Source organism: Brevundimonas sp. 2YAF1, from assembly GCF_052114745.1.
Lineage (GTDB): Bacteria > Pseudomonadota > Alphaproteobacteria > Caulobacterales > Caulobacteraceae > Brevundimonas.
The window spans coordinates 364,722-388,159 of the sequence record NZ_JBFRFI010000001.1; the positions used below are offsets into that span (position 1 = coordinate 364,722).

Below are 23,438 nucleotides of genomic sequence, written 5' to 3' on the forward strand. Positions count from 1 at the left end.
GTCTTTCTCCAACCGAAATGGCGTTGAAGGATTATCCGGGCGAAGCGGGCAACACATGTTCCGTTTAGGTATGGCAGGCAACCTCTTCGATCTTTTACGATCGGGCCTTCGAGGCCTAGCATTCTGGGCGTCGAATATGACGCCTCCCCCCACAGGAACCCCGAATGGGCCGTTGGAACGTACGCAAGCGCATCGAAGCCAATGCTCAGGACGCGCATGACCTCGCCCGCACCCTGAGCTGGCCGCATCTGATCGCCATGGGCGTCGGCGCCATTGTCGGCACCGGCATCCTCACCCTGATCGGAATCGGCGCCGACAAGGCCGGGCCTGCGGTCCTTCTGTCCTTCTTGATCGCCGGCTTCGTCTGTGCCTGCGCCGCCCTGGCCTATGCCGAGATGGCGACCATGATCCCCGCCTCGGGCAGCGCCTATACCTATAGCTATGTGGTCATGGGCGAGGTCGTCGCCTGGATCATCGGCTGGAGCCTGATCCTGGAATACAGCCTGGTGGTCAGCGCCGTGGCCGTCAGCTGGTCGGGCTACGCCGCCCCGCTGCTGAACAGTTGGCTGGGCGTCCCCATGGCCCTGATGCAGGCCCCCCATGCCGGCGGCGTCGCCAACCTGCCCGCCCTCTTCATCATCGCCGTGGTCGCAGGGCTGCTGATCGCCGGCACGCGCAAGAGCGCCAGCCTGACCATGATCCTGGTGGTGGTGAAGCTGTCGGCGCTGGCGGTCTTCGTCTGGTTCGCCCTGCCGCATTTCAACGCCGCCAACCTGGAGCCGTTCAGCCCCTTTGGCTTTGCTCGCAACATGAGCGCCGACGGTGTCGAACGCGGCGTCATGGCCGCCGCCGCCATCATCTTCTCCGCCTTCTACGGCTTCGACGCCATCGCCACCGCCGCCGAGGAGACCCGCAATCCAAAACGTGATCTGGCCATCGGCATCATCGGCTCGATGCTGGCCTGCGCGGCCATCTACACGGTGATCGCCCTGGCTGCGCTGGGCGCGACCTCATTCACCCGCTTCGCCAACAGCCCCGAGCCACTTGCCCTGATCCTGCGCGAGATCAACCAGCCCGGCGCCGCCCATTTCCTGGCCGTCACCGCCGTCATCACCCTGCCGACCGTGATCATGGCCTTCTTCTATGGCCAGAGCCGGATCTTCTTCGTCATGGCCCGCGACGGCCTGTTGCCGCACAGCCTGTCCAAGGTGTCGTCGAGCGGCGCGCCGGTGCGCATCACCCTGTTCACGGGCGCGGTCGTCGGCGTCATCGCCCTCTTCTTCCCGCTGGATGAAATCGTCGCCCTGGCCAACGCAGGCACCCTGGTCGCCTTCAGCGCCGTGGCCCTCTGCATGCTGATCATGCGCCGTCGTGCGCCCGAGGCTCCGCGTGGATTCCGTACGCCGCTCGCCTGGGTCGTCGGCCCCATCGCCATAGCAGGATGCCTCTATCTACTCGCCAGCCTGCCGCAGAAAACCCAGGTATGGTTCGTGATCTGGAACCTGGCGGGGGTCGGCCTCTACCTGGCTTATGGCCGTCGCCACAGCCTAGCGGGGAAGTAGACGGTCGAAAACTCGGACAGTACCGCCCCCGCCCTTGTCAGGCCAACCGGCTAGCGACGCTGACCGGAGCGGATAGCGTGGCCTTATGGCCAAATCCGACGCCCCGTTCCACCAGGTCGACCCTGAACCGCGCTGTCAGGATGACCCGGAGGCCGGGACGTGGAATTCATCACCGAAGATAGCTCTCGGTCAGCGCCACCCAATAGGCCGCGCCAACGGGCAGGATCTCCCGGTCGAAATAGTATTCGGGATGGTGGACCATCTTGCCCGGGCCGCCGCCCAGGAAGCAGTAGGTCCCCTTCTTCTTTTGCAGCATGAAGGCGAAGTCCTCGGACGCCAGGAAGGACGGGCCAGGATAGACCACCTGATCCTCGCCAAAAGCCGCCTGCGCGATCTGGGCGGCCTTTTCGGTTTCGCCGGCGTCGTTGACCAGCACCGCGCCGGGCACGCCTTCCCGGATTTCCGAGGTGCAGCCGAAGGACTCGGCCTGGTGGGCGACGATTCGACGGATGTTGCCGAGCACCAGCTCGCGGTCCTCGGGCGTGGTGGTGCGGACCGAAAAGCGCAGGATGGCGTTGCCCGCCACGGCGTTCCCGGCATTGCCCGCAAGGAAGGCGCCGATCGTGACGATGGCGGGGCGCGCCGGCGCCACGTTGCGCGACACGATGCTCTGGATAGCCATGACGATGGATGAGCCGGCCACGACGGTGTCGATGGTCTGTTCGGGCACGCCGCCATGGCCGCCCTTGCCGATGATCTCGACCTCCCAGTTGTCGACGGAGGCCATCATCTGGCCGGGTCGGAAGTAGAACTTGCCCTTCTCGAGGCCGGGGATGTTGTGCATGCCGAAGACGGCGTCGACGGGGAAACGCTCGAACAGCCCGTCGCTGATCATGGCAGGGCCGCCTTGCATGGTTTCTTCGCCCGGCTGGAAGATCAGGCGGACGGTTCCGTTGAAGTTTTTCGTCTCGGCCAGGTGCTTCGCGGCGCCCAGCAGCATAGCGGAATGGCCGTCATGGCCGCACAGATGCGCCACGCCATCGACGTTCGACTTATAGGGCAGGTCGTTCTGCTCCTGGATGGGAAGCGCATCGAAGTCCGCCCGCAGACCGATCGCCGCGTCGCCGTCGCCTACTTTCAGCGAGGCGACGATGCCGTTCTTGCCGACGCCGGTCTCAACCTCATAGGCGCCGAACCCGCGCAACGTCTCCGCGATATAATCCGCAGTGCTGGTTTCCTGCATCGATAGTTCGGGATGGCGATGCATATGCTCGAACCATTCGGTCATCAGCCTGCGGTTCTGTTCCAGCCTTTGGACGATGGCGGTCATCTCTCACGTCTCCTTCATGAAAAAGGCCGGATGGGTCAGCCGCGATCGGCGGCCTTGCCCTTGGGCACGGTGATCAGGATCGAAAGGATCGCCACCGCCACCATCACCAGATTGGCCAGCAGCGCGAAGAACGCAGCCTCGCGCGAGGCGAGGTTCGTCTGATTGCCGGTGAAGGTGATCACGCCCTCGATCCAGCGCACGCCTTCGTTACGACCCGCGATCGCCGTGTAGATCGTCGATGAGACGGCCACGCCAAAGGACGCGCCGAGCGACGAGGCCATCTTGTAAATCCCGGCGCCGGCGCCGCCCTGGTCTTCGGGCAGGTTCGACATCGCCGCGTCGGTCGAGGGCGTGGCGTAGAACGCGAGGCCCAAGCCGAACAGGGAAAACGAGATGATCGCCAGCACCGTATAGGTCCCCAGCATCAGGTTGGTGGGCATCAGCAGGAGGACCGACAGAACGACGATATAGCTGCCCCACAGCATTGGTTTGCGCGGACCAAAGCGTTGCAGCAGCTTCTCGCCGACGCGGATGAACGCCATGATCGTGACGGCGTAGCCGATAGTCAGCAAGCCGGCCTTCTGGGCTGTCATCTCGCCGGCCTCCTGGAGCACCAGCATGGCGATCATGATGATCCCCGCCGTGGCGTTCAGAAGCAGGTTCGAGATCGTCGCCCCGGTGAAGGTCAGGTTCTTGAACAAGCCGAACTGGACAAAGGCGTTCGAATTGCGGCTTTCAATCTTGTAGAAGACGAACCCAAAGATCAGCGCTGCGGCCAGCAAGCCCAGCGAGGCCGGGCTGGCCCAGCCGAACTGCCCGCCCTGGGTCGCGAAGATCTGCAGCGCCACCATGGCGATCATGAAGGTCAGCACGCCGAGCAAATCGAACTTGTAACCCTCTTTCGGAGGAGCCTTGCTCTCGGGCGTGCCGCGCACCATCAGCATGCCGATCAGCGACACGATGGCGGCGATGATGAAGATCCAGCGCCAGCCGATGTTCTGGGCCATGAGCCCGCCGAACAAGGCCGCAAAACCCGAACCGCCCCACGACCCCATGGACCAGAGCGAGATGGCGCGCTGGCGTTCCGCCCCGTCCCAGTATGCCTTCACCAGCGCCAGCGAGGCCGGCATGATGAAGGCCCCCGACAGGCCCTGGCATATCCGGCCCACCATCAGGAAAGAGCCGCCCAGCGACCCCGACGGCGCCAGCCCGACCAGCAGCGAGCCGACAATCGAGAACACAAAGCCGAACATCACCATCTTCACGCGGCCGACCCGGTCGGCCAGGCCGCCGATGACGACGATGAAAATCCCCGAAAACAGCGCCGTGATGGAGACGGCGATGTTCATGAAGGACTGCTCGAGATGCAGGTTGGCGGCCATGGTGGGCGCGATGTTCAGCGTCGTCTGAGCAAACAGCCAGAATGCGAGCACGCCCAGGATAATTCCGTACAGCAACCTATCGTTGCCGCGGTAAGCCTCTGTTGCGGCGGGGTCCACAAAAGCCTCCTTTTACCGTCTGTTCGCAGGCAAGGATCGGCAAGGTGAGAGCGAGAAGGTGTTGGGCGCAGGAGCCCTGGAATTTTCGTCACTCTACCGGATAGCTGAACTGCCAGGCCCGACACTCCGTTCCGCTGGCTCGCCAAGGTGATCTGACAGCACTGTCAGGTTAACCCGGCAAAGTTGAGAGGCACCTACTGCGCGGCGCCGGATCGTCGCCTGATGGTTGCGCCAAAGCCCTATCATCCCCATCTCACAGGACTAATGCGGGCCACAAGGACTTCTAGCCCTTGTATCGGCGCAGCCGCCCCACCCCGCCCCTCCCGAGGTTCCCACATGATCGAAGACGCCTACGTCCGCCTTTACGCCCATGACTTCGTGCAGATGGCCGGCCGGTCCGAGCTCGGCCAGGATGTCCATGCCGCCGTCGACAAGCGTCTTGCCGACGCTCGCGCCCACGCGGCGATCATGGATGCGCGCAAGGGTCCCGGGCATCTGGACGCCCTGATCCGCCGGCTTCGAGATGTGGCGCCTGAATTCACCGGTCGGGTCATGTTGAAAGATGCAAATCCGGTGCAGGCGGCGGAACGGCGCCTTGTCTTCCTGACCCGAATCGCCGATTCGCTTGACGCCGTTGCGGCCCCGTCGCCGTCCTTGCGTTTGATCGCCGCCTGAGTTGCGCGCCAGCCTGCAGTTCGGTCAGCCCCCTCGAGTCGAGGCGGCGGCGCTTTGGTATTAGTTGATGATGTCTTCTCAGGTTAATGCGCCTCGTCTGGCCGTGCTGATCGATGCGGAGAACGCCTCCGCCCGTATAGCGGAGACCCTCTTTACCGAGATAGCCACGCTCGGAGAGGCGTCGGCCCGCCGCATTTACGGCGACTTCTCCAGCGCCCAGTTGAGCGGATGGACCAAGGTTCTGGCGAGGTTCGCCATTCAGCCCCAGCAGAACTTCGCCAACACCAAAGGGAAGAATTCCGGAGACATCGCCTTAGTCATCGACGGCATGGACCTGCTGCACTCCGGTCGGTTCGACGGCTTCTGCCTTGTGTCTTCGGACGCGGATTTCACGCGCCTTGCCTCGAGAATTCGCGAGGAAGGCGTCGCGGTCTACGGGTTTGGAGAGCAGAAGACCCCAGAGAGCTTCCGCCAAGCCTGCACCAGGTTCATCTATACTGAAAACCTCAGCGTCTCTGCAGCTCCCGAAGGGGCGGCGCCTGCGGGGCGTTCGCTCAGGTCGTCCGACGCGCGCCGCCCGGCGTCGGAAGCCGCACGGCTCGTCGCCACTGTCATCGCCGACATGGACGAGGACGGCGACGGCTGGGTAGCGGTCGGCGGCCTGGGGGATCGCCTCCGGAACGCGTACCCAGATTTCGACCAGCGCAGCTACGGTTACCCCAAGCTGTCGGATCTCATTCGCGCCACGGGGCGGTTCGAGGTCCAGACCAGCAACGGCGGGTCGATGCGGATTCGCGACAAGGCCTAGACCCCGCGACCTGATCAGACGCCCCGCTTGCACCGCGTCAGAAATAGTCAGCGAGGGTGAGTTGTCGGCGTTCCCCGCCCTCGAGCGTCAGGGTCACCGTCCGCCCGGCCGCCGCCTCGCCCCAGTGGTTCTCTGGATCGATGCCTTGGCCGTCGATATCGACGATAACGTCGCCCGCCTTCCAGGCTCCGGCCTCGGCCGGAGAGCCAGGCGCCACGTAGCGAACGACCCGCTTGCCGTTGCTGATCACGGTGTTCAGACCCGACCGGTTGCGCGCCAAGGGCGCCGACATGTTTTGACCCGGCAGCAGGAACAGCCTGTCGCCGCCGAAGTCGATCATCAGGCGGAAACGGGAAAAGATGGGCAGGCCGATGTTGGCCGCCGCATCGTCGCGCGCCCACACTCCGCCGCTGGTGCGCAAGGTGGCAGGCACATTCGCGAAGACGTAGCCGCCGATGCTGATGCGGCTCAGGCTGACCAAGGCAGACGGCGCGGCGCCACCGACGCCGCCGGCCATAGCGGCCGAGACCCGGCGACCCTCCAGCAGACGAGCCTCGGCGGCGTAGCCGGGATAGAGCGACAGCGCCGAGCCGTTGCCCAGGTCGAACATCGCCAGGACAGGCGGCCCGTCCTCGATCGTGATAGGCACGGCACGCAGGCCCTCGACCGGCGTCAGCGGCAGCTCGACCGTGCCCGGCGGCGGCGCGAAGCCCTCGGCCGAGACCAGCCTGATCCGGCCTGCGGCGAAATCGATGTCGGTGATCGACTGGTTCATCAGCTCCTTGCCGAGCAGAACCGGGACGGGGCGGCCCAGCGCCTGAGCGATCGCCGACAAATCCATCACCGCGACCGTCATGCCCTTCAGCGTCGCCTCGCCGAAACGGACGTCGAAGCCCGGCGCAATGGATACCGTCTCCGTGCCTCCGGTGCCGATCGCCGTGACCCCGCCCTGGGCGATCAGGCCGATCGACTCGGCGAAGGCGCGGTCCACCACCGTGACCTCGGCCCCGCTGTCGAGCATGGCCTCGACAGGACGCCCCTGAACGGACACCGGAATGAAGATGCGGCGCTGCGAGAAGAGTTCGAAATCCACCCAGCCGCTGTCGGTCCGCCCCGGATCGAACCGGACCACGCGCGCCGCCTCCGGCCGGGAAAAGGTGGCGGCGTCCAGCGTCGGATTCAGCGACAGGCTGTCGATCACGATCTGGCCGTCCTGGTTGTCGTCGCTATCGTCCACCGCGTGCCGGAAGGGCAGGCGCACGCCGTCGACCCAGCGCCAGTCGGAGTAGAGGGTGGTGCGGCTCTTGCCCGGCGAGGACGCGCGCACGCCGCACAGGACGCCGCTCGAAACCTCGATCAGCAGTTCATAGCGCCGACGCCCGGCGTCCGCCGCCACGGGTGCGCAGGCGCGGCCGTCCAGCATTTCGGCCTGGCCCACGATCGAGCGCGCGCCGCGCGGCAGCAGACCCAGCATCAACGCCGCCCCGTTCAGCTCGTCCTCGGCCTGCAGTCGGGACAGGGTTTCGATCTGGCCGCTCATGGTGCGGCTCCAGGCGTCGCCCTCGGTCGCGCCCGTCTCCTCGTGCACCGGCCCCAGTTCGGAGGCCTGACGCGCGCGGCGGACGCCGTCGGGCCCGGCGGCGATCCACCACTGCGCCACGCCTTGAAGGCCGGTCGTGGTCACGACGCCCGTTTGGTGCAGCCCCGTCAGGCCTTCAAAGGCGGGGCCGCCACGCCAGGCGGCGTGGCGTTGCAGCAGTTCCTCAGGGGACGGCGGGGTCTCCGCCGAAGCGGTCGCGGTCGCGGCCAGGAGGGCCGCAGCGGACAGAGCGAAAGCGTGAATCTTCATGGCCCCATGAAGACTAGTAGCAACGACTAGTCGTCAAATGAGAAAATGGTAAGGATTAAATTGTGGCGTCAGATTACGCCGTTTTCACTTTTGATAGCAGCGATTACAAATAGGTTTATGCCATGGCTCCCGAAGACGCCCTCATCCCTCTCGGCTTCACCGAGACCGAAGCTCTGGCCTACTGCGAGTTGCTGCGCACCGGCCCTGCGACCGGCTATCGGATCGCGCAAGGGATCGGGAAAGCGCAGGCCAACACCTACAAGACCCTGTCGACCCTGAGTCAGAAAGGCGCGGTCATCGACGATGGCGGCGATCCGCGCTCGTTTCGCGCAGTAGCGCCCGATCAGTTGATCGCCGCGCTCAACACCCGTTTCGCGGACCAAACCCAAGCCGCCGCAGACGCCCTGGCGAGCCTGAAATCGCATGAGCCCGAGGATCGCCTCTATCAACTGCGCTCGCCGGATCAGGTCTGGGCCCAGGCCGAGGCGATGATCGACGCCGCGACCGAAACCTTGCTGTTCGACTGCTTCCCTCAGGTCGAGGCGCGACTGGCCGGCGCCCTCGGACGCGCCGTCGAGCGCGGCGTGGTGGTGTCTGGCGTGGCCTATGACGACGCCCAGGCACGGCACGGCGGCTATCAGGTCGTCCGTTCACGGACGGCCGAACGGGTTCTGGAACGCTGGCCCGGCGCCGAATTGCGGCTGGCCGCCGACGCGACCCAGCATCTGCTGGCCCTGCTGACCCGCGACCTGACCGAAGTTCGCCACGCCCTGTGGAGCGACAGCATCTATCTGTCGGTACAGCAGCACTACGCCCTGTCGGCCGAACTGCGCCTGCACGCCCTGCCGGCTCCCGAACGTGAAGTCGCCCCGCAGCTGACCGTCGCGGGCATGCACCCGCCAGGTCTGCGCAGCCTCCTCGGCCTGACGTCCGACGGAAGCCCCATCCCCCATGAATGAAGTTGCGCCCTGCCCATGAGCACCTCGGACCGTCGTGAATTCCTCGCCGCCGCGGCATCCTTAGGAGCCGTGCTGGCCATCGCCGGTCCGGCCGTCGCCGGATCGCGCCCCGTGCGCCCGGCGCCCGATCGCTTCCCCCAGGGCGTGGGCTCCGGCGACCCCCGCCCGGACAGCGTGATCCTGTGGACCCGCCGCCCGCCCTTCGCGGGTGGCGTCGAAGGCGCCCTGACGGTCGAGGCGTCCGAGGACGAAGGGTTCTGCCGGGTGGTCGCCCGCGCCTCGGTCACGCCAGAGGCGGCGGCGGACTGGACCTGCCGCGTGCTGGTCGCGGGACTGAAGCCGGGACGGGCCTACTGGTATCGTTTCATTGACACCGACGGCGCCGCCAGCCGCACCGGGCGCACCTTCACCGCCCCAGTCGAGACCGACGCCGCCCCTGCCCGCTTCGCCTTCGTCAGTTGCCAGAACGTCAACCTGGGCTACGCCACCCCCTATCGGCGCATGATCGTCGAGGACGCGGCCCTACCCGAGGCCGAGCGCATCCGTTTCGTCCTGCACCTGGGCGACTTCATCTATGAGATGATCTGGTCGCCCCAGGACCAGCCGACGATGCAGGGCCGCGTAGTGCGCGAGATCGGGCCGCTGCCGACCGGCGCCCGCGTCGGCGCCCTGCAGGTTCCGACCACGGTCGCCGACTATCGCCACGTCTATCAGGCCTATCTGGCCGATCCCGACATCCAGGATGCGCGCGCCCTGTGGCCCTTCATCTGCGTCTGGGACAACCACGAGTTCTCTAACCGCTGCTGGCAGAGCCAGATCAACTACGACGGATCGCGCCCTGCCCAGAACCTGAAGCTGGCCGCCAATCAGGCCTGGTTCGAATACATCCCCGCCCGGGTTTCCGGCGCGACCCTGAGGCTGGAGCGGTTTCTGGCGCCGACGGTCTCAGACGCGCCGCTGGACGCCGTCGACGCCGACGGCCTGTCGCATGAGCCCGGCAATCTGGCCGCGATCAACAGCTTGAAGATCGCGCGGTCCCTGCGCTGGGGCGCCAATATCGAGCTGATCCTGACCCACAACCGCTCTTTCCGCGCCCAGGCCGTGGCCGAGAGCGAGGCGGCCGCCCCCTTCGCCGTCCGGGGCTTTCCCTGGTTCGCGGCGCAGGATGTGATCGACGTGCTGGATGCCGGGCGAAACTGGGCCCAGGGCGCGCCGCCGGCCACCCTGCGTTTCGACGGCAAGGACGCGCCCAATCCCCGACGCGACGCCACGCCCGGCAGCATGCTGGGGGCCGAGCAGAAGCGCTGGTTCAAGGAGCGCCTGCGCACCTCGACCGCCCGCTGGAAGCTGTGGGGCAATTCGGTCGGCATGCTGCACCGCCGCACCGACTTCCAGAATCTGCCGGACGAGGTGGCGGCGGACTGGCCGTCCGAGGGCTACGGCCTCTACGACACGGACGACTGGTGCGGTTTCCCGGCCGAGCGACGCGAGTTGCTGGACTTCATCCGCGATGCGGGCGTGACCAATATCGCCACCCTGGTCGGTGATCGGCACAGCTTCTTCGCGGGGCTCCTGGCGCCCGAACTGCCCCCCGGCGACTTCGCGCCCGTGGCCGCCGAATTCGTGGTCGGCTCCATATCGACGCCGTCCAGTTTCGAGGCCGCCGAGGCGGCCCTGCCGCTGGACCGCCCCCTTTCGCCTGTCTATCTGCACCGCCCGACGGAGGCAGCGCCGGTTCAGCCGGCGATGAATCTGGCGATCCGGCACGGCGTGAAGGCCTGTTATGCGCTGAAGGCGACGGGTCGGATCGAGGACGCCCTGGCGGCCACCAATCCCGACGTCGCGCCTCACCTGGCGTTCGCCGACATGGGCGGCCACGGCTTTGCCGTCGTGACCGCGACCGACGAGGCCCTGGATGTCGAATTCGTCGCCACGCCGCGTCCAACCCGCTCCACCGAGGGCGAAGCGGGCATCCCCCTGGCCTATCGCGTCGCGCACCGCCTGCCTGCCTGGACGACCGGCGAGACGCCGCGCCTGGAGCGCACGCGACAGGCGGGCCGCGCGCCCCTGATCCTCGACCTTGATCCGGGAGCCTGAAGCCTTGAAAGCCTCGCCCACCGGGAACCATCCCGCAGACGTCCTGCCGCCCGGCGAACTGACCCTGCTGTGGCGTGAAATCTACGCCAACTATCCCGTCCCCTTGCCCTTCACCGAGGACGAACTGGCGCGCTTCATCGAGGGGTCAGGCGTCGATCTGCCGCTCTCTCAGGTCGCGACCGTGGGCGATACGCCGGTCGGCCTGTCCCTGGCCGCGAGATCCCAGGGCGAGGCCTGGATCGGCGGCTTCGGCGTCGTCGCGGCCCACCGACGCACCGGCGTCGGTTCGGATTTGCTGCGCCATCAATGCCGCGTTCTGGAGGCAGCCGGCATCGTCTCGACGCGGCTGGAGGTCATGACCACGAACAAGGCGCGCCGCCTCTACGCCTCGGCCGGCTTCATCGACCGTCGGCGGCTCGACAGCTTCAACAGCGCCGCCGTGGGCGGCGGCGCGGACCCGCTTGAGGTTATTCCGCCTGACGACCTGGCCCGATTGCATCGCCGCATGCACGTCGGCGTCAGCGCCGCGCCCTGGCAGCGTGAACTGGAGGCTGTCGAGCGCGCCGTGCGGCGGGACCGCCTGACCATCCTGGGGTGGCGCAGCCCCACGGGCTTGGCCGCCTATGCGGTTGAACAGGCTCGCAGCGGCGTCACCTACCTCATCGACGCAGCGGCGGAAAACGACCAGGCCGCCGAGGCCCTGATCGCCTCGCTCGCCGCGCGAACCCGCGGGCGTCGCCTCAGCCTCGCCGACGAGCCCGCTCAATCCCCCATTGCCCGCGCGTTCAAACGCTTCGGCGCCACCCCTCGCACCCAGAGGTTCGAAATGCTGCGTCTCAACCCGCCCTCAAGCGTCGCGGAGCCCGCCAAGGTCCGTTCGGAGGCCTTTGCATGACACCCCCCGCCCCCCTGAACCGACGGCTGCTGCTGTCTCTGGCCGCCGGCGCCGCAACTGCCCTGCCCACCAGCGGTGCCCTGGCTCGCGGCCCAGACAGCGCCACGGCCGAAGGCCTGTTCGAACTCTATCGCGGCCTGATCAACGCCCATGAATTCAACCTGCTGGAGCAGCGGGTGATCGCGTCCGACGCGATCTTCGTCTTCTCCGACCGACGCGACGCGGGCATCACCGCCGTGCGCGCCGGGTTCGAGCGCACATGGTCAATCCTGCCGGACGAGGTCTATGAGATGACCGACCCCGAATGGCTGATCGACGGCGCGGACGCCGCCGCCTGCGCGTTTCGCTACACCTATCGGGGAACTATGGCCGATGGCCGACGCCTCAGCGGCGGGGGCCAGGGCGTGAACCTGATGCGTCGCACCCCGGCGGGCTGGCGCCTCGCCTACGAACAACTGACCCCCGACACCCGTCCGGCTTCCGTGTGACCGGCGCCCTCAGCCTGATGGCGGCCATGCTGCTGGCCGCTTCGCCGACCGACAGCGTGGCCGCGGAGCGGGATCTTCAATCCGCCCTCGCCGACCTGCCTCGGCCCAGCGCCGTCTCCATCGAAGGGCGCTGCCAGCTGGGCGGGCTAAGCGCGGCCTCCGGCCCAGCCGATCCCGAGACCGGCCGGCCGATGACGGTCGATACGCCCCTGCGCATCGCCAGCAACACCAAGACCTTCACCGCCGCCACGGCCTTGCGCCTGTGGGAACAAGGCCGGCTGGATATCGAGTCGCCGATCCGCCCCCTGCTGACGCCGGCGCTGGACCTGATCCTGCGCGAGCGCGGTTACGACACGGCGCGGATCACGGTGCGCCAACTGCTCAATCATACCTCGGGCCTCTACGACCACGGCTCGGACCCGCGCTTCATCCAGACTCTGTTCGCCGCGCCCGACCGGCGCTGGTCGCGTGAGGACCTGGTGCGGCTGTCGATGGAGTACGCCGGCCCGCAAGGCCTGCCGGGCGAGAAATTCCTCTACTCGGACACCGGCTATATCCTGCTGGGCGACATCATCGAGCGGATCACCGGCAGTACGATCGCCGCCGCCGTACGCGAGCAGTTGCACCTCGATCGCCTGGGTCTGACCGCGACTTGGTGGGAGGAGATGGAAGCCCCACCCCCCGGCGCAGCCCCACGCGCCCGGCAGTTTCTTGGCGAACGCGACGCCACCGACATCCACGCCTCCATGGATCTGTATGGAGGCGGAGGTCTGGTGATGTCGACGCGCGACGTGGCGCGCTTCATGGCGGCGCTGTTCGAAGGACGGATCTTCGACCGCCCGGACACCTTGAATACGATGATCCGCCCCGCCGAACATCCGGGCGGAGATCATTATCGACTGGGCCTCATGGCCCGACGCGACGGCGAGGCCGAAACCTATTGGCACTCCGGCTTCTGGGGCACCGTCGCCTACTATGCCCCCGCGCAAGGCACGGCTGTCGCCGCCGCCACCACCAATCAGGACGGCTTCCGCGCGCTCAGCAAGTTTGCGGAAACGCTCGCATCGTCCTCCTGCAACGCGTCGAGCTAAACGACCACCCCGTCGGGCCGGGGTGTTCGCCCGGGTGGAGCATGCCGTCTTCAGGCCAGCGTCCGCACCCTGGACTCGCGCTCCCACTGACGGGTGCGCGCTGGCGACAGGAAGGCCTTGGCGGAGGCAGCGACGTCCACCACGCCGTCGCCTTGCTCAACGCCCGCCCTGTCCAGCAGCGGCCGGGCCTGCGGCGTGTGACCGATGGCCTTGAGATGCCCGAAGGCGTCTTTGGCGAAGTCGACGGCGGCGCCCTCCTTCAGAAGCTGGATGCAGCCGTCGTCCGACAGGATGATCGCCACGGCGTCGAACAGCACTGACGGACTTCCGGCGAGTTGGCCGTTAGCGGCGAGGACGGATCCGTCCGCCAATTTCGCCCCACCGATCTTCGGCGCGACGATGAATACGGCGCCCCCGTCCCCTTCCACGACCTTGCGAACAGCCTCGACCACAGCGCCGTCGGAGCCGTCGGCGACCAGAATCCCGACCTTGCGGCCCTTGAGCGTACCCGGGTACTTGCCGACGATCCGCAGCGCCGGCGACGGTTCGAGGTCGATGGGTGCCGCGGCCGGCGCTGACGCCTGGGGCAGGGACACGCTCATGCCCTCCGCCACCCGCTTGGCGAGGGTCTCGTCGACATTGCGAAGATTGGCCAGGACGCGCGCCCGGACGTGGTCGAGCGTTACCTTCGACAGCTCAAACACAAGCGCGCTGGCCAGATGGGCCTGTTCGATCTCCGTCTGCGACCGGAAGAAGAGCCGGGCCTGGCTGTAGTGATCGGCGAAGCTCTCCGCGCGCACCCTGACCTTCTCGCCGTCCATCGGCACCGCAGCGGTGCGGAAGCCGCCTTGCGAATCCTCACGCGATCCGCCCTCCTCCCCTGCCTCGGCTAGGCTGTTGGGCTCGTAGTTCGCGCGCCCCTTGAAGACCTGTGTCTGCATATGGCCGTCACGCTGGAAGTTCTGGAAGGGACAACCCTTGGCCCGGTTGATCGGGATCTGATGGAAGTTGACGGTCCCCAGTCGCGACAGCTGGGTGTCCTGATAGGAGAAGAGCCGCCCCTGCAGCAGGGGATCTTCCGAGAAGTCGACGCCCGGCACGATGTTGGTCGGCAGGAAGGCGGCCTGCTCGGTCTCGGCGAAGAAGTTGTCCGGGTTTCGGTTCAGGACCATGCGGCCGATGACCCGCAGAGGATGATCCTCTTCGGGGATCAGCTTGGTCGCGTCGAGAATGTCGAATGGCAGGGCGTCGGCCTCGGCCTGGCTTAGAAGCTGGACCGCGAACTCCCACTCCGGGAAGTCGCCCTGATCGATGGCCTCGAACAGGTCGCGGCGGTGGTAGTCGGGGTCGGCCCCGGCGATCTTCACCGCCTCATCCCAGCAGGTCGACTGGGTCCCGAGCCTGGGCCGCCAGTGGAATTTGACGAAGGTCGCCTCCCCCTTGGCGTTGATCAGGCGGAAGGTGTTGACGCCGAAGCCTTCGATCATGCGCAGCGACCGCGGAATGGCTCGGTCCGACATGGCCCACATGACCATGTGGGTGCTCTCAGGCATCAGGCCGATGAAGTCCCAGAAGGTGTCATGGGCGCTGGCCGCCTGGGGATAGCCGCGGTCCGCCTCCATCTTCACCGCATGGATCAGGTCGGGAAACTTGATCGCGTCCTGGATGAAGAAGACGGGGATGTTGTTCCCGACCAGGTCCCAATTGCCCTCGGTCGTATAAAACTTCACGGCGAAGCCCCGCACGTCGCGCGGCGTATCCACTGACCCCGCGCCGCCGGCGACCGTTGAAAAGCGAGTGAAGAGCTCAGTCTTCTTGCCCACCTCTGTCAGGATTTTCGCCGTCGTATATTTCTCCAGGCTCTCGGTCAGTTCGAAGAAGCCGTGGGCGGCCGAGCCGCGCGCATGGACGATCCGCTCGGGAATGCGCTCATGGTCAAAGTGCTGGATCTTCTCGCGAAGGATGAAGTCCTCCAGCAGGGTCGAGCCCCTCGGGCCGGCCCTGAGCGAGTTCTGGTTGTCGCTGATCGGCGCGCCATGGTTGGTGGTGGTGCGTGTCTCGGGGGTTGAAGCGGTCTGGTGGAGTTCACCAGCTTGGCCGGGGTGGGCGGCGACGGGCGGCTTGGCCATGGCGTTTCCTTCAGGTCGATTGTTAGGAACCGAAGGTTTAATGCTCGGGGCCTCAGGTCGTTCGGCGCAGGAGAGCGGAAAGAGCCGCAAACGGCCTGGCTCACCCCCAAAGAGGAACGCTCGCCCCTACCCCAGATGCGTCCAATGGCGGCCGATCGGGGTCAGCTTGATCTATGGCGTCACCGGCGCGCTGAACATGGCGGACATCGCCAACCGGGTTGCCATTCCCGAGCATGACCGGGCCCTCTTCCACGTGGGCTGCGCCATCCTGGGCGTGGCCTTCCTGGTCAAGGCGGCGGCCTGGCCGCTCGGCTTCTGGCTGCCGGGCGCCTATGCCGCCGTCAGCGCTCCGGTCGCGGCCGTTTTCGCCATTCTCAGCAAGGTCGGCGTCTATGTGATCCTGCGGCTGGCGACCTTGCTCTTCGGCGCCGAGGCCGGCGCCTCGACAGGCTTCGGAACCCTGTGGCTGTTGTCGGCGGGTATAGCGACGATCGTCTTCGGCGCCGCCGGCATGGTGGCCTCCCGCCGCCTCGAGCAAGCGGCTGGCTATGCGGTCATGACCTCCTCCGGCACCGTTCTGGCGGTCGCCGGAACAGCCGATCCGGACGCTATCGGCGGCGCCCTCTTCAATATGGCGGCCTCCACCCTGGCGGCCGGCGCCCTGTTCCTGATCGCCGAGATTCTGGCGCGCGGCGAGGATCAGGCTGTGTCGCCGGACGAGGCCGTGTTCGACGACGAATATGACGATCCCTTTGCCGCAGATGACGTGCAGGAGGTGGGACGCGTTCTGCCGGCCTCGACCGCCTTCCTGGGCGGTGCCTTCATCCTCGCAGGACTGGTGACGGTCAGCCTGCCGCCGCTGGCGGGATTCGCCGGCGAGCTCGGCATCTTCGCGGCGCTTCTGTCCGGCGACGGCGTCTCGTCGGCCGTTGGTTGGACGCTTGTCGGGGTCCTTATCCTGTCCAGCTTCGCCGCCCTGATCGCGCTGACGCGCTTTGGCGTCGCCGGCTTCTGGCGTCGCGAGAACGCGGCTCCGCACAAGGTCCGCAGTCCGGAGTTCCTGGCCATTGGCGGTCTGGTCCTGTGCTGTCTGTGGCTGAGCATCGGAGCCGCCGCCGGCCTGACCTACGCCGAGAAGACCGGCGAATGGCTCGCCTCGCCGCGCGCCTATATCAGCGCCGTACTGGGAAGCGGGTCATGATCCGCCCCCCTTCTCCCCCACACCGAAGAGCAGGAGTGGATCGACCTGATCAAGGGTCGCTATGAACGCCTGTTGCTGGAGATTTTCCCTTGAGCGCCTACGTCATCCTCTACTGGGGGTTGGGCGTGGCCCAGGCTCTGCTGCTGCTGGCCATGTTACTGGCGGCCTGGCGGATGATACGCGGGCCTCGCGCGCAGGACCGCGTGCTCGGTCTCGACACCCTCTACGTCAACGCCATGCTGCTGATCCTCGTCCAGGGCATGCGCAGCGGCGTCGGCCTGTACTTGGAGGCGGCCCTGATCATCGGCATGCTGGGCTTCACCGCGACGGTCGCCTTGGCCATGTTCCTCATGCGCGGCGAGGTGATCGAATGAATACCCCGTCGGACCTGCCGCTTTGGGCGGCCTGGATCATCGTCGCCGTGACGCTCGGCGGCAGCCTGCTCGCGCTCACCGGCTCAATCGGCCTTGTCGTGCTCAAACGCTTCTACGAGCGCGTGCATGCGCCCACGCTCGGCGCCACGCTGGGCATGGCGCTGATCGTCATCGCCTCGGTGACGTTCTGGTCGCTTTCTGAAGGACGTTTGGCGCTCAAAGATCTTTTGATCGGCGTCTTCCTGCCCGTCACGACGCCCGTGACCCTGATCCTCCTGGCTCGCGCCGCCGTCTATCGCGACCGCGTCGAGGGCAAGGACGACGCTCCGTCTGAATAGGGCCTGGGTGCGGCGGCGGTCTCTTCCTTTTTTGCGCCGATTGAACACGCGGCGCATATGGCAGCGCGGCGGAACCAAGCCCCTTACATCCGCGCGCCGTCGGGCGATTTGCAACGCCGCTTCATAAGCCGCGTTCCCTATTCCCCGCCCTTGTCATTCCCCCCTGTGACGCCTTCTCTTGGGTCTTGAATGCGACGACGCCTGAAAGGCTTGCCGCTGCTTCATCACTTCCAAGGCCGCCCCCCCCCGATCATGACTCTGTCCGATCATCGTCCCGTTTCCGTTCTCCGACCCACACCCGCTGGCCTGTGGTGCCCGGAAGGCGACTTCTACATTGACCCGTCGCGCCCGGTGGACCGGGCGGTCATCACCCACGGCCATGCCGACCATGCCCGGGCGGGCCACGGCGCCGTCCTGGCCACCGCCGAGACCCTGGCCATCATGGGCGAACGCTACGGCGCGGACTTCGCCGGGCGGACGCAGGCCCTGGCCTATGGCGAACGGCTCAGGATGGGGAGCGCCGAGGTGTCTCTGGCGCCAGCCGGTCACGTCCTGGGTTCGGCCCAGGCGACGGTGCGGCAGGACGGACTGACGGTCACGGCCTCGGGCGACTACAAACGCCGGCGCGACCCGACCTGCGCCCCTTTCGAGCCGGTGCCCAGCGACATCTTCATCACCGAGGCGACCTTCGGCCTGCCGGTCTTTCGCCATCCGCCGGACACTCTGGAAATCGGTCGCCTGCTGCGCTCGGTGGTCCAGTTTCCCGAGCGCGCCCACCTGGTCGGGGCCTATGCGCTCGGCAAGGCGCAGCGGGTGATCAGACTGCTGCGAGAGACTGGCTATGACGAGACCATCTATGTCCACGGCGCGCTGGAGCGATTGAACCGGCTGTACGAGCATTTCGGCGTCGACCTGGGATCCCTGGCCCCCGCGACAGGATCGAAGGCGGACTTCGCCGGACGGATCATCATCGCCCCGCCTTCGGCCATCGCCGACCGTTGGAGCCGACGGTTCCCCGATCCGGTCACGGCCTTCGCCTCGGGGTGGATGCGCGTGCGGGCGCGGGTCCGCCAGCGGGGCGTCGAACTGCCGCTAATCCTGTCGGACCACGCCGACTGGGACGAGCTGACCGCCACGCTGACCGAACTGTCGCCACAGGAGATCTGGATCACCCATGGCCGCGACGACGCCCTGCGCCGCTGGGCTGAACTGCAGGGGCTGACGGCGCGCGCCCTACACCTTGTCGGCTACGAAGACGAGGACGACGACTGATGCGCGCCTTCGCCGCCCTGCTGGACCGCCTGTCGTTCACGGCGTCGCGCAACGCCAAGCTGCGGCTGATCCGCGACCATCTGGCCGACGCGCCCGATCCCGACCGGGGCTGGGCCCTGGCCGCCCTGACCGGTGCCCTGTCCTTCACCGCCGCCAAGCCGGCCATGATCCGTCAGGCAGTCGAGGCGCGGGTGGATCCCGAGTTGTTCCGCCTGTCCTACGACTACGTCGGCGATCTGGCCGAGACCGCTGCCCTGATCTGGCCGACCCGTCACGGGGCCAACCGCGAGCCGGAGCTGTCGGAGGTGGTCGACACGCTGAACACGGCCAAACGCGGCGAGGTTCAGGGCCTGCTGGAAGGCTGGCTCGACGCCCTGGACGCCGATGGGCGCTGGGCCTTGCTGAAACTGGTGACCGGCGGCCTGCGCGTCGGCGTCTCGGCGCGGCTGGCCTGGCAGGCGGCCGCGGATTTCGGCGGCGTCGAAGTCGCGGACATTCAGGAGGTCTGGCACGCCCAGAACCCGCCCTACGCCGACCTTCTGGCTTGGCTGGACGGCAAGGCCGAGCGTCCCTCGGCCATGGCCCACGGCCGCTTCCGCCCCGTCATGCTGGCCCAACCGATCGACGAGGCCGTCGACCTGCCCAAGCTGGACCCCGCCGCCTACGCCGCCGAATGGAAATGGGACGGAATCCGCGTCCAGGCCGTCAGCGAGGGCGGCGTCAAACGCCTCTACAGCCGCACCGGCGAGGACGTGTCCGGCGCCTTCCCTGACGTGGTCGCCGCCCTGACCTATGACGGCGTGATCGACGGCGAACTGCTGGTGCTGCGCGAGGGCCGGGTCGCGCCCTTCGGCGACCTGCAGCAGCGGCTGAACCGCAAGACGGCGGACGCCAGGCTGATGGCCAGCCATCCGGCGGGCATCCGCGCCTATGACCTGCTGGCCGCCGACGGCGAGGACCTGCGCCCCCTGCCCTTCGCCGAGCGCCGCGCCCGGCTGGAAAGCTTCGTCGCCGCGACAGGATCGGACCGCATCGACCTGTCGCCGCTGGTGCCCTTCGACCGCTGGGACGATCTCGCCGCCCGACGGGCCGCGCCGCCGCCCGGCGATCCGCAATCCGCCGAGGGCCTGATGCTGAAACGGCTGGACAGCGTCTATGAGGCGGGCCGTCCACGCGGTCCGTGGTTCAAGTGGAAGCGCGACCCGCACCTGATCGACGCCGTGCTGATGTACGCCCAGCGCGGCCACGGCAAGCGGTCCAGCTTCTATTCCGACTACACCTTCGGCGTCTGGACCGAGGACGTGGACGGGATCCACGCCCTCACCCCGGTTGGGAAGGCCTATTTCGGCTTCACCGACGAGGAGTTGAAACAGCTCGACAAGTTCGTGCGCGACCACACCGTCGAACGCTTCGGCCCGGTGCGCTCGGTCACCGCCACGCGCGAGTTCGGCCTGGTGCTGGAGGTGGCGTTCGAGGGCCTGCAGCGGTCGAAACGCCACAAGTCCGGCGTGGCCATGCGCTTTCCCCGCATCAGCCGCATCCGCTGGGACAAGCCGGCCAAGGAGGCCGACGAACTGACGACGCTGGAGCGGATGCTGGATCAGATCGAGAGATGAAACGGAAGGGGAACGCCCCTATATTCGTCGCTTCGCCCTCAGGACCCGCCGACTTGGATCTCAGCGTCTCCGCTCCCGATCTCCTGCCGCCCCGTTTCCGCGACTGGTTCGCCGGACGCGGCTGGTCGGCGCGCGCGCATCAGTTGGCCATGATCGAAAAGGCTGACGCAGACGCCGACGTCCTGCTGGTCGCGCCGACCGGCGGGGGCAAGACCCTGGCCGGCTTCTTGCCCAGCCTGATCGACCTGGCCCAGCGCGGGCCGCGCAACGGGCCCAAGTCCGTCCATACCCTCTACATATCCCCGCTGAAGGCGCTGGCCGTCGACGTGGAGCGCAACCTGCTGACCCCGGTGCGCGAGATGGACCTGCCCATCGTGGTCGAGTCTCGCACCGGCGACACCGGCCAGGCCCGACGCCAGCGCCAGAGGGTCGCGCCGCCCGACATCCTGCTGACCACGCCGGAACAGCTGGCCCTGTTCTGCGCCTGGGAGGGCGCGCGCGGCTATTTCGAGAATCTGCGCTGCGTGGTGATCGACGAGATTCATGCCATCCACGGCTCCAAGCGCGGCGACCTGCTGTCGCTGGGGCTGGCCCGTCTGCGGACCTTCGCGCCGCACCTGCGCTGCGTCGGCCTGTCGGCGACGGTGGACGATCCAGCGCGCGTGCGGCGCTGGCTGTCGGACCGGGGCGACGACATCGTTTTCGGCCAGCCGGGCGCGCCGCCGCAGCTGGAGGTCCTGCTGTCCGAGAACCGCGTGCCCTGGGCCGGCCACACCGCCCAGCACGCGATGGCCGAGGTCTATGAGACCATCAAGAGCGCGCGCACGACCCTGGTCTTCGTCAACACCCGCTGGCAGGCCGAGTTCGCCTTCCAGGAACTGTGGCGGCTGAACGACGACAATCTGCCCATAGCCCTGCACCACGGCAGCCTGTCGGCCGAACAGCGTCGGCGTGTCGAGGCGGCGATGGCGCGCAACGAATTAAGGGCCGTGGTCTGCACCTCGACGCTGGACCTGGGTATCGACTGGGGATCGGTGGACCTGGTCATCCAATTGGCCGCGCCCAAGGGCTCGTCGCGACTGGTGCAGCGGATCGGCCGGGCCAACCACCGGCTGGACGAGCCCTCGCGCGCCGTCCTCGTGCCCGCCAGCCGGTTCGAGATGCTCGAGTGCCAGGCGGCGGCGGAGGCCGTGGCCGAGAACGCCCTGGACGGCGATCCGCCCCGCACCGGCGCCCGGGACGTCCTGGCCCAGCACGTCATGGGCTGTGGCTGCTCGGAGCCGTTCGATCTGGAGGCGCTCTACGCCGAGGTGACCCGCGCCGCGCCCTATGCCGACCTGACGTGGGAGGCCTACGAACAGGTCGTCGATTTCGTTTCGACCGGCGGCTATGCGCTCAGGACCTATGACCGCTTCCGGCGTCTGATCCGAGGTCCTGACGGCCTGTGGCGGGTCCGCACTGAGGAGATGGCGCGGCGTCACCGCATGAACGTCGGCGTCATAGTCACCGCCCAGACGCTGAACATCCGCCTGCCTGGACGGCGCGGCGCCGGCCGCAAGATCGGCCAGGCCGAGGAAGCCTATTTCGAGCAACTTTCGCCAGGCGACAGCTTCCTGTTCGCCGGCCAGGTCTGGCGCTTTGAAGGGGTCGAGGGCGCCGACGCCATCGTCACCCGCTCGGCGGAAACAGAGCCCAAGGTCCCCAGTTGGGGCGGCTCGAAATTCCCCCTGTCGACCTATCTGGCCAAGCGGGTACGACAGATGATGAGCGACGAGGCCTCCTGGTCGCGCCTGCCGCCCGACGTCTGCGAATGGCTGCACGCCCAGAAGGAGCATTCCAGCCTCCCGGGCGAAGACGATCTGCTGGTCGAGACCTTCAGCCGGGGCAAACGGCATTTCATGATCTGCTATCCGTTCGAGGGGCGCCTGGCGCACACCACCCTGGCCATGTTGGTCACGCGGCGGCTGGACCGCGCCGGGGTCGGACCGATCGGCTATCTGGCCAACGACTACGCCCTGTGCGTCTGGGCCATGCGGTCGATGGACGGCCTCGATTTCGACGCCCTGTTCCAGCAGGACATGCTGGGGGATGATCTGGAAGCCTGGCTGGACGAAAGCTTCATGATGAAACGCGCCTTCAAGGAGTGCGCTCTGATCGCCGGCCTGATCGAGCGACGTATGCCGGGGCATGAGAAAAACAACCGTCAGGTCACCTTCTCGGCGGACCTGATCTACGACACCCTGCGCCGACACGACCCCGACCATCTGCTGCTGTCCTGCGCGCGCGAAGATGCAGCGCGAGGCCTGTTGGACGTCGCGCGTTTGGGCGAACTGCTGACGCGGATATCCGGCCGCATCCGCGTCGAGCGGCTGGCGCATCTGTCCCCCTTTGCCGTTCCCCTGCTGATGGAGATCGGAAAAGAGCGGGCGCCGGGGACTTCGGCGGTCGACATGATGCTGGAGGACGCCGCCCTAATAGACGAGGCCATGTCTTGACCGCTTTGGGGATCGGCGCGGCGACCGACGACGGCGCCCTGACCATCCGCGTCGCCAACGTCGAGGTCGTGCTGCGGGCCTCAGGCGCTCTTTGGCTGGCGCAGGAACGGATGCTGGTCGTCGCGGACCTGCACCTGGAAAAGGGTTCAGCCTACGCCGCACGAGGTCAGTTGCTGCCGCCCTACGACACGCGTGAGACCCTGGACCGGCTGGAGCGCGAGGTCGGCGCACTGGCGCCTCGCTCGGTCGTCCTGCTGGGCGACACCCTGCACGACGGCGACGCGGAGACCCGCATCGCCTCATCAGAGCGGGCGCGGATCGCCGCCCTGGCGGATCGGCTACGGCTGATCTGGGTCTGCGGCAACCACGACCCCGACGGCGCCGGCGACCTGGGCGGCGAGACGGCGGCGGTTGTCGCGGTCGCCGGATTGACCCTCCGCCACGATCCCTCCCCCTATCCCGCACTCGGCGAGGTCGCCGGACACCTGCACCCCTGTGCTCGCATCCACGGCCCCGCGGGCAGCGTGCGGCGCCGTTGCTTCGCCTCGGACGGTCGCCGCCTGATCCTGCCCGCCTTCGGCGCCTATGCCGGTGGATTGAACTTGCGTGACGAGGCCTTCACGCCCCTGTTCGAAGCCCTCCCCGTCGGCTTCGCTCTCGGGCGGCGCGTGACGGCGGTGGCCCATGAACATTTGAGACCTGATCGCGCCGCCTTCACCCGCTGAACTAGCTGAAATTCAAAGAAACCCGGATCTCTGAT

General features: G+C 67.3%; 19 protein-coding genes. 15 read left to right on the forward strand and 4 right to left on the reverse strand.

What is annotated here, in order from left to right; translation table 11 throughout:
• The first annotated feature begins 164 nt into the window (after positions 1 to 164).
• The gene (locus AB4Y68_RS01710) at positions 165 to 1,562 is read left to right on the forward strand and encodes an amino acid permease (RefSeq protein ID WP_441453493.1); all 1,398 of its coding nucleotides are present in this window, start codon (positions 165 to 167) and stop codon (positions 1,560 to 1,562) included.
• A gap of 169 nt (positions 1,563 to 1,731) precedes the next feature.
• Here AB4Y68_RS01710 and AB4Y68_RS01715 read toward each other — a convergent pair whose 3' ends face one another.
• Both AB4Y68_RS01715 and AB4Y68_RS01720 read right to left on the reverse strand, forming a co-directional pair.
• A complete protein-coding gene (locus AB4Y68_RS01715; protein WP_441453495.1) occupies positions 1,732 to 2,892 on the reverse strand; it encodes a M20 aminoacylase family protein in 1,161 nt (386 codons plus the stop codon).
• 35 nt (positions 2,893 to 2,927) lie between these two features.
• Positions 2,928 to 4,349 carry an MFS transporter gene (locus tag AB4Y68_RS01720; protein ID WP_441453497.1) on the reverse strand — a complete coding sequence of 474 codons (1,422 nt, stop codon included), beginning with the start codon at positions 4,347 to 4,349 and terminating at the stop codon, positions 2,928 to 2,930.
• Positions 4,350 to 4,727: 378 nt separating this feature from the next.
• Here AB4Y68_RS01720 and AB4Y68_RS01725 point away from each other — a divergent pair, with 378 nt between their 5' ends.
• Positions 4,728 to 5,066 (forward strand): hypothetical protein, encoded by a 339-nt coding sequence (locus AB4Y68_RS01725; RefSeq protein ID WP_441453499.1) that lies wholly within the window; start codon positions 4,728 to 4,730, stop codon positions 5,064 to 5,066.
• Positions 5,067 to 5,133: 67 nt separating this feature from the next.
• Positions 5,134 to 5,874 carry an NYN domain-containing protein gene (locus tag AB4Y68_RS01730; RefSeq protein WP_441453500.1) on the forward strand — a complete coding sequence of 247 codons (741 nt, stop codon included), beginning with the start codon at positions 5,134 to 5,136 and terminating at the stop codon, positions 5,872 to 5,874.
• A gap of 37 nt (positions 5,875 to 5,911) precedes the next feature.
• On the opposite strand, the gene AB4Y68_RS01735 is transcribed toward AB4Y68_RS01730, so the two are convergent.
• Positions 5,912 to 7,723 carry an aspartyl protease family protein gene (locus tag AB4Y68_RS01735; RefSeq protein ID WP_441453502.1) on the reverse strand — a complete coding sequence of 604 codons (1,812 nt, stop codon included), beginning with the start codon at positions 7,721 to 7,723 and terminating at the stop codon, positions 5,912 to 5,914.
• A gap of 122 nt (positions 7,724 to 7,845) precedes the next feature.
• Between AB4Y68_RS01735 and AB4Y68_RS01740 the strand changes: the two genes are divergently transcribed.
• The 5 genes from AB4Y68_RS01740 to AB4Y68_RS01760 are packed head-to-tail and all read left to right on the forward strand — an operon-like array spanning position 7,846 to position 13,253.
• On the forward strand, positions 7,846 to 8,682 hold the full coding sequence (locus tag AB4Y68_RS01740; RefSeq protein WP_441453503.1) for a TrmB family transcriptional regulator: 837 nt from the start codon (positions 7,846 to 7,848) through the stop codon (positions 8,680 to 8,682).
• A 15-nt stretch (positions 8,683 to 8,697) separates the two neighbouring features.
• Positions 8,698 to 10,779 (forward strand): alkaline phosphatase D family protein, encoded by a 2,082-nt coding sequence (locus tag AB4Y68_RS01745; RefSeq protein ID WP_441453505.1) that lies wholly within the window; start codon positions 8,698 to 8,700, stop codon positions 10,777 to 10,779.
• 4 nt (positions 10,780 to 10,783) lie between these two features.
• On the forward strand, positions 10,784 to 11,674 hold the full coding sequence (locus AB4Y68_RS01750; protein WP_441453506.1) for a GNAT family N-acetyltransferase: 891 nt from the start codon (positions 10,784 to 10,786) through the stop codon (positions 11,672 to 11,674).
• The gene (locus AB4Y68_RS01755; RefSeq protein WP_441453508.1) at positions 11,671 to 12,162 is read left to right on the forward strand and encodes a YybH family protein; all 492 of its coding nucleotides are present in this window, start codon (positions 11,671 to 11,673) and stop codon (positions 12,160 to 12,162) included. The genes AB4Y68_RS01750 and AB4Y68_RS01755 overlap by 4 nt, the downstream gene beginning before the upstream one ends.
• Positions 12,159 to 13,253 carry a serine hydrolase domain-containing protein gene (locus AB4Y68_RS01760; protein ID WP_441453509.1) on the forward strand — a complete coding sequence of 365 codons (1,095 nt, stop codon included), beginning with the start codon at positions 12,159 to 12,161 and terminating at the stop codon, positions 13,251 to 13,253. Before AB4Y68_RS01755 ends, AB4Y68_RS01760 begins: the two co-directional genes overlap by 4 nt.
• Before the next feature lie 50 nt (positions 13,254 to 13,303).
• Here the strand turns inward: AB4Y68_RS01760 and AB4Y68_RS01765 are convergent, their stop codons facing one another.
• Positions 13,304 to 15,382, reverse strand: coding sequence for a catalase (locus AB4Y68_RS01765; protein ID WP_441453512.1), 2,079 nt, complete (start codon positions 15,380 to 15,382; stop codon positions 13,304 to 13,306).
• A 166-nt stretch (positions 15,383 to 15,548) separates the two neighbouring features.
• Here AB4Y68_RS01765 and AB4Y68_RS01770 point away from each other — a divergent pair, with 166 nt between their 5' ends.
• The 7 genes from AB4Y68_RS01770 (at position 15,549) to pdeM (ending at position 23,403) form a co-directional block, all read left to right on the forward strand.
• Complete coding sequence (locus tag AB4Y68_RS01770) at positions 15,549 to 16,583, forward strand: proton-conducting transporter transmembrane domain-containing protein (protein WP_441453514.1); 1,035 nt, start codon at positions 15,549 to 15,551, stop codon at positions 16,581 to 16,583.
• Positions 16,584 to 16,672: 89 nt separating this feature from the next.
• Positions 16,673 to 16,957 (forward strand): K+/H+ antiporter subunit F, encoded by a 285-nt coding sequence (locus AB4Y68_RS01775; RefSeq protein WP_441453515.1) that lies wholly within the window; start codon positions 16,673 to 16,675, stop codon positions 16,955 to 16,957.
• Between the two features lie 47 nt (positions 16,958 to 17,004).
• Entirely contained in the window at positions 17,005 to 17,295 is a 291-nt protein-coding gene (mnhG, locus tag AB4Y68_RS01780) for a monovalent cation/H(+) antiporter subunit G (protein WP_441453517.1), read from the forward strand.
• Positions 17,296 to 17,547: 252 nt separating this feature from the next.
• Positions 17,548 to 18,567, forward strand: coding sequence for a ligase-associated DNA damage response exonuclease (locus AB4Y68_RS01785; RefSeq protein ID WP_441453519.1), 1,020 nt, complete (start codon positions 17,548 to 17,550; stop codon positions 18,565 to 18,567).
• Positions 18,567 to 20,183 carry a cisplatin damage response ATP-dependent DNA ligase gene (locus AB4Y68_RS01790; protein WP_441453521.1) on the forward strand — a complete coding sequence of 539 codons (1,617 nt, stop codon included), beginning with the start codon at positions 18,567 to 18,569 and terminating at the stop codon, positions 20,181 to 20,183. Before AB4Y68_RS01785 ends, AB4Y68_RS01790 begins: the two co-directional genes overlap by 1 nt.
• 53 nt (positions 20,184 to 20,236) lie before the next feature.
• Positions 20,237 to 22,678, forward strand: a complete 2,442-nt coding sequence (locus AB4Y68_RS01795; RefSeq protein ID WP_441453523.1) for a ligase-associated DNA damage response DEXH box helicase — start codon at positions 20,237 to 20,239, stop codon at positions 22,676 to 22,678.
• Positions 22,675 to 23,403 (forward strand): ligase-associated DNA damage response endonuclease PdeM, encoded by a 729-nt coding sequence (gene pdeM / locus AB4Y68_RS01800; protein ID WP_441453524.1) that lies wholly within the window; start codon positions 22,675 to 22,677, stop codon positions 23,401 to 23,403. The genes AB4Y68_RS01795 and pdeM overlap by 4 nt, the downstream gene beginning before the upstream one ends.
• The last annotated feature ends 35 nt before the right edge of the window (positions 23,404 to 23,438 follow it).

Coding starts and splice junctions, on each gene's coding strand:
- AB4Y68_RS01710 (WP_441453493.1), top strand. CDS start 165: ATGGGCCGTTGGAACGTACGCAAGCGCATCGAAGCCAATGCTCAGGAC.
- AB4Y68_RS01715 (WP_441453495.1), bottom strand. CDS start 2,892: ATGACCGCCATCGTCCAAAGGCTGGAACAGAACCGCAGGCTGATGACC.
- AB4Y68_RS01725 (WP_441453499.1), top strand. CDS start 4,728: ATGATCGAAGACGCCTACGTCCGCCTTTACGCCCATGACTTCGTGCAG.
- AB4Y68_RS01730 (WP_441453500.1), top strand. CDS start 5,134: ATGATGTCTTCTCAGGTTAATGCGCCTCGTCTGGCCGTGCTGATCGAT.
- AB4Y68_RS01735 (WP_441453502.1), bottom strand. CDS start 7,723: ATGAAGATTCACGCTTTCGCTCTGTCCGCTGCGGCCCTCCTGGCCGCG.
- AB4Y68_RS01740 (WP_441453503.1), top strand. CDS start 7,846: ATGGCTCCCGAAGACGCCCTCATCCCTCTCGGCTTCACCGAGACCGAA.
- AB4Y68_RS01745 (WP_441453505.1), top strand. CDS start 8,698: ATGAGCACCTCGGACCGTCGTGAATTCCTCGCCGCCGCGGCATCCTTA.
- AB4Y68_RS01755 (WP_441453508.1), top strand. CDS start 11,671: ATGACACCCCCCGCCCCCCTGAACCGACGGCTGCTGCTGTCTCTGGCC.
- AB4Y68_RS01765 (WP_441453512.1), bottom strand. CDS start 15,382: ATGGCCAAGCCGCCCGTCGCCGCCCACCCCGGCCAAGCTGGTGAACTC.
- AB4Y68_RS01785 (WP_441453519.1), top strand. CDS start 17,548: ATGACTCTGTCCGATCATCGTCCCGTTTCCGTTCTCCGACCCACACCC.
- AB4Y68_RS01790 (WP_441453521.1), top strand. CDS start 18,567: ATGCGCGCCTTCGCCGCCCTGCTGGACCGCCTGTCGTTCACGGCGTCG.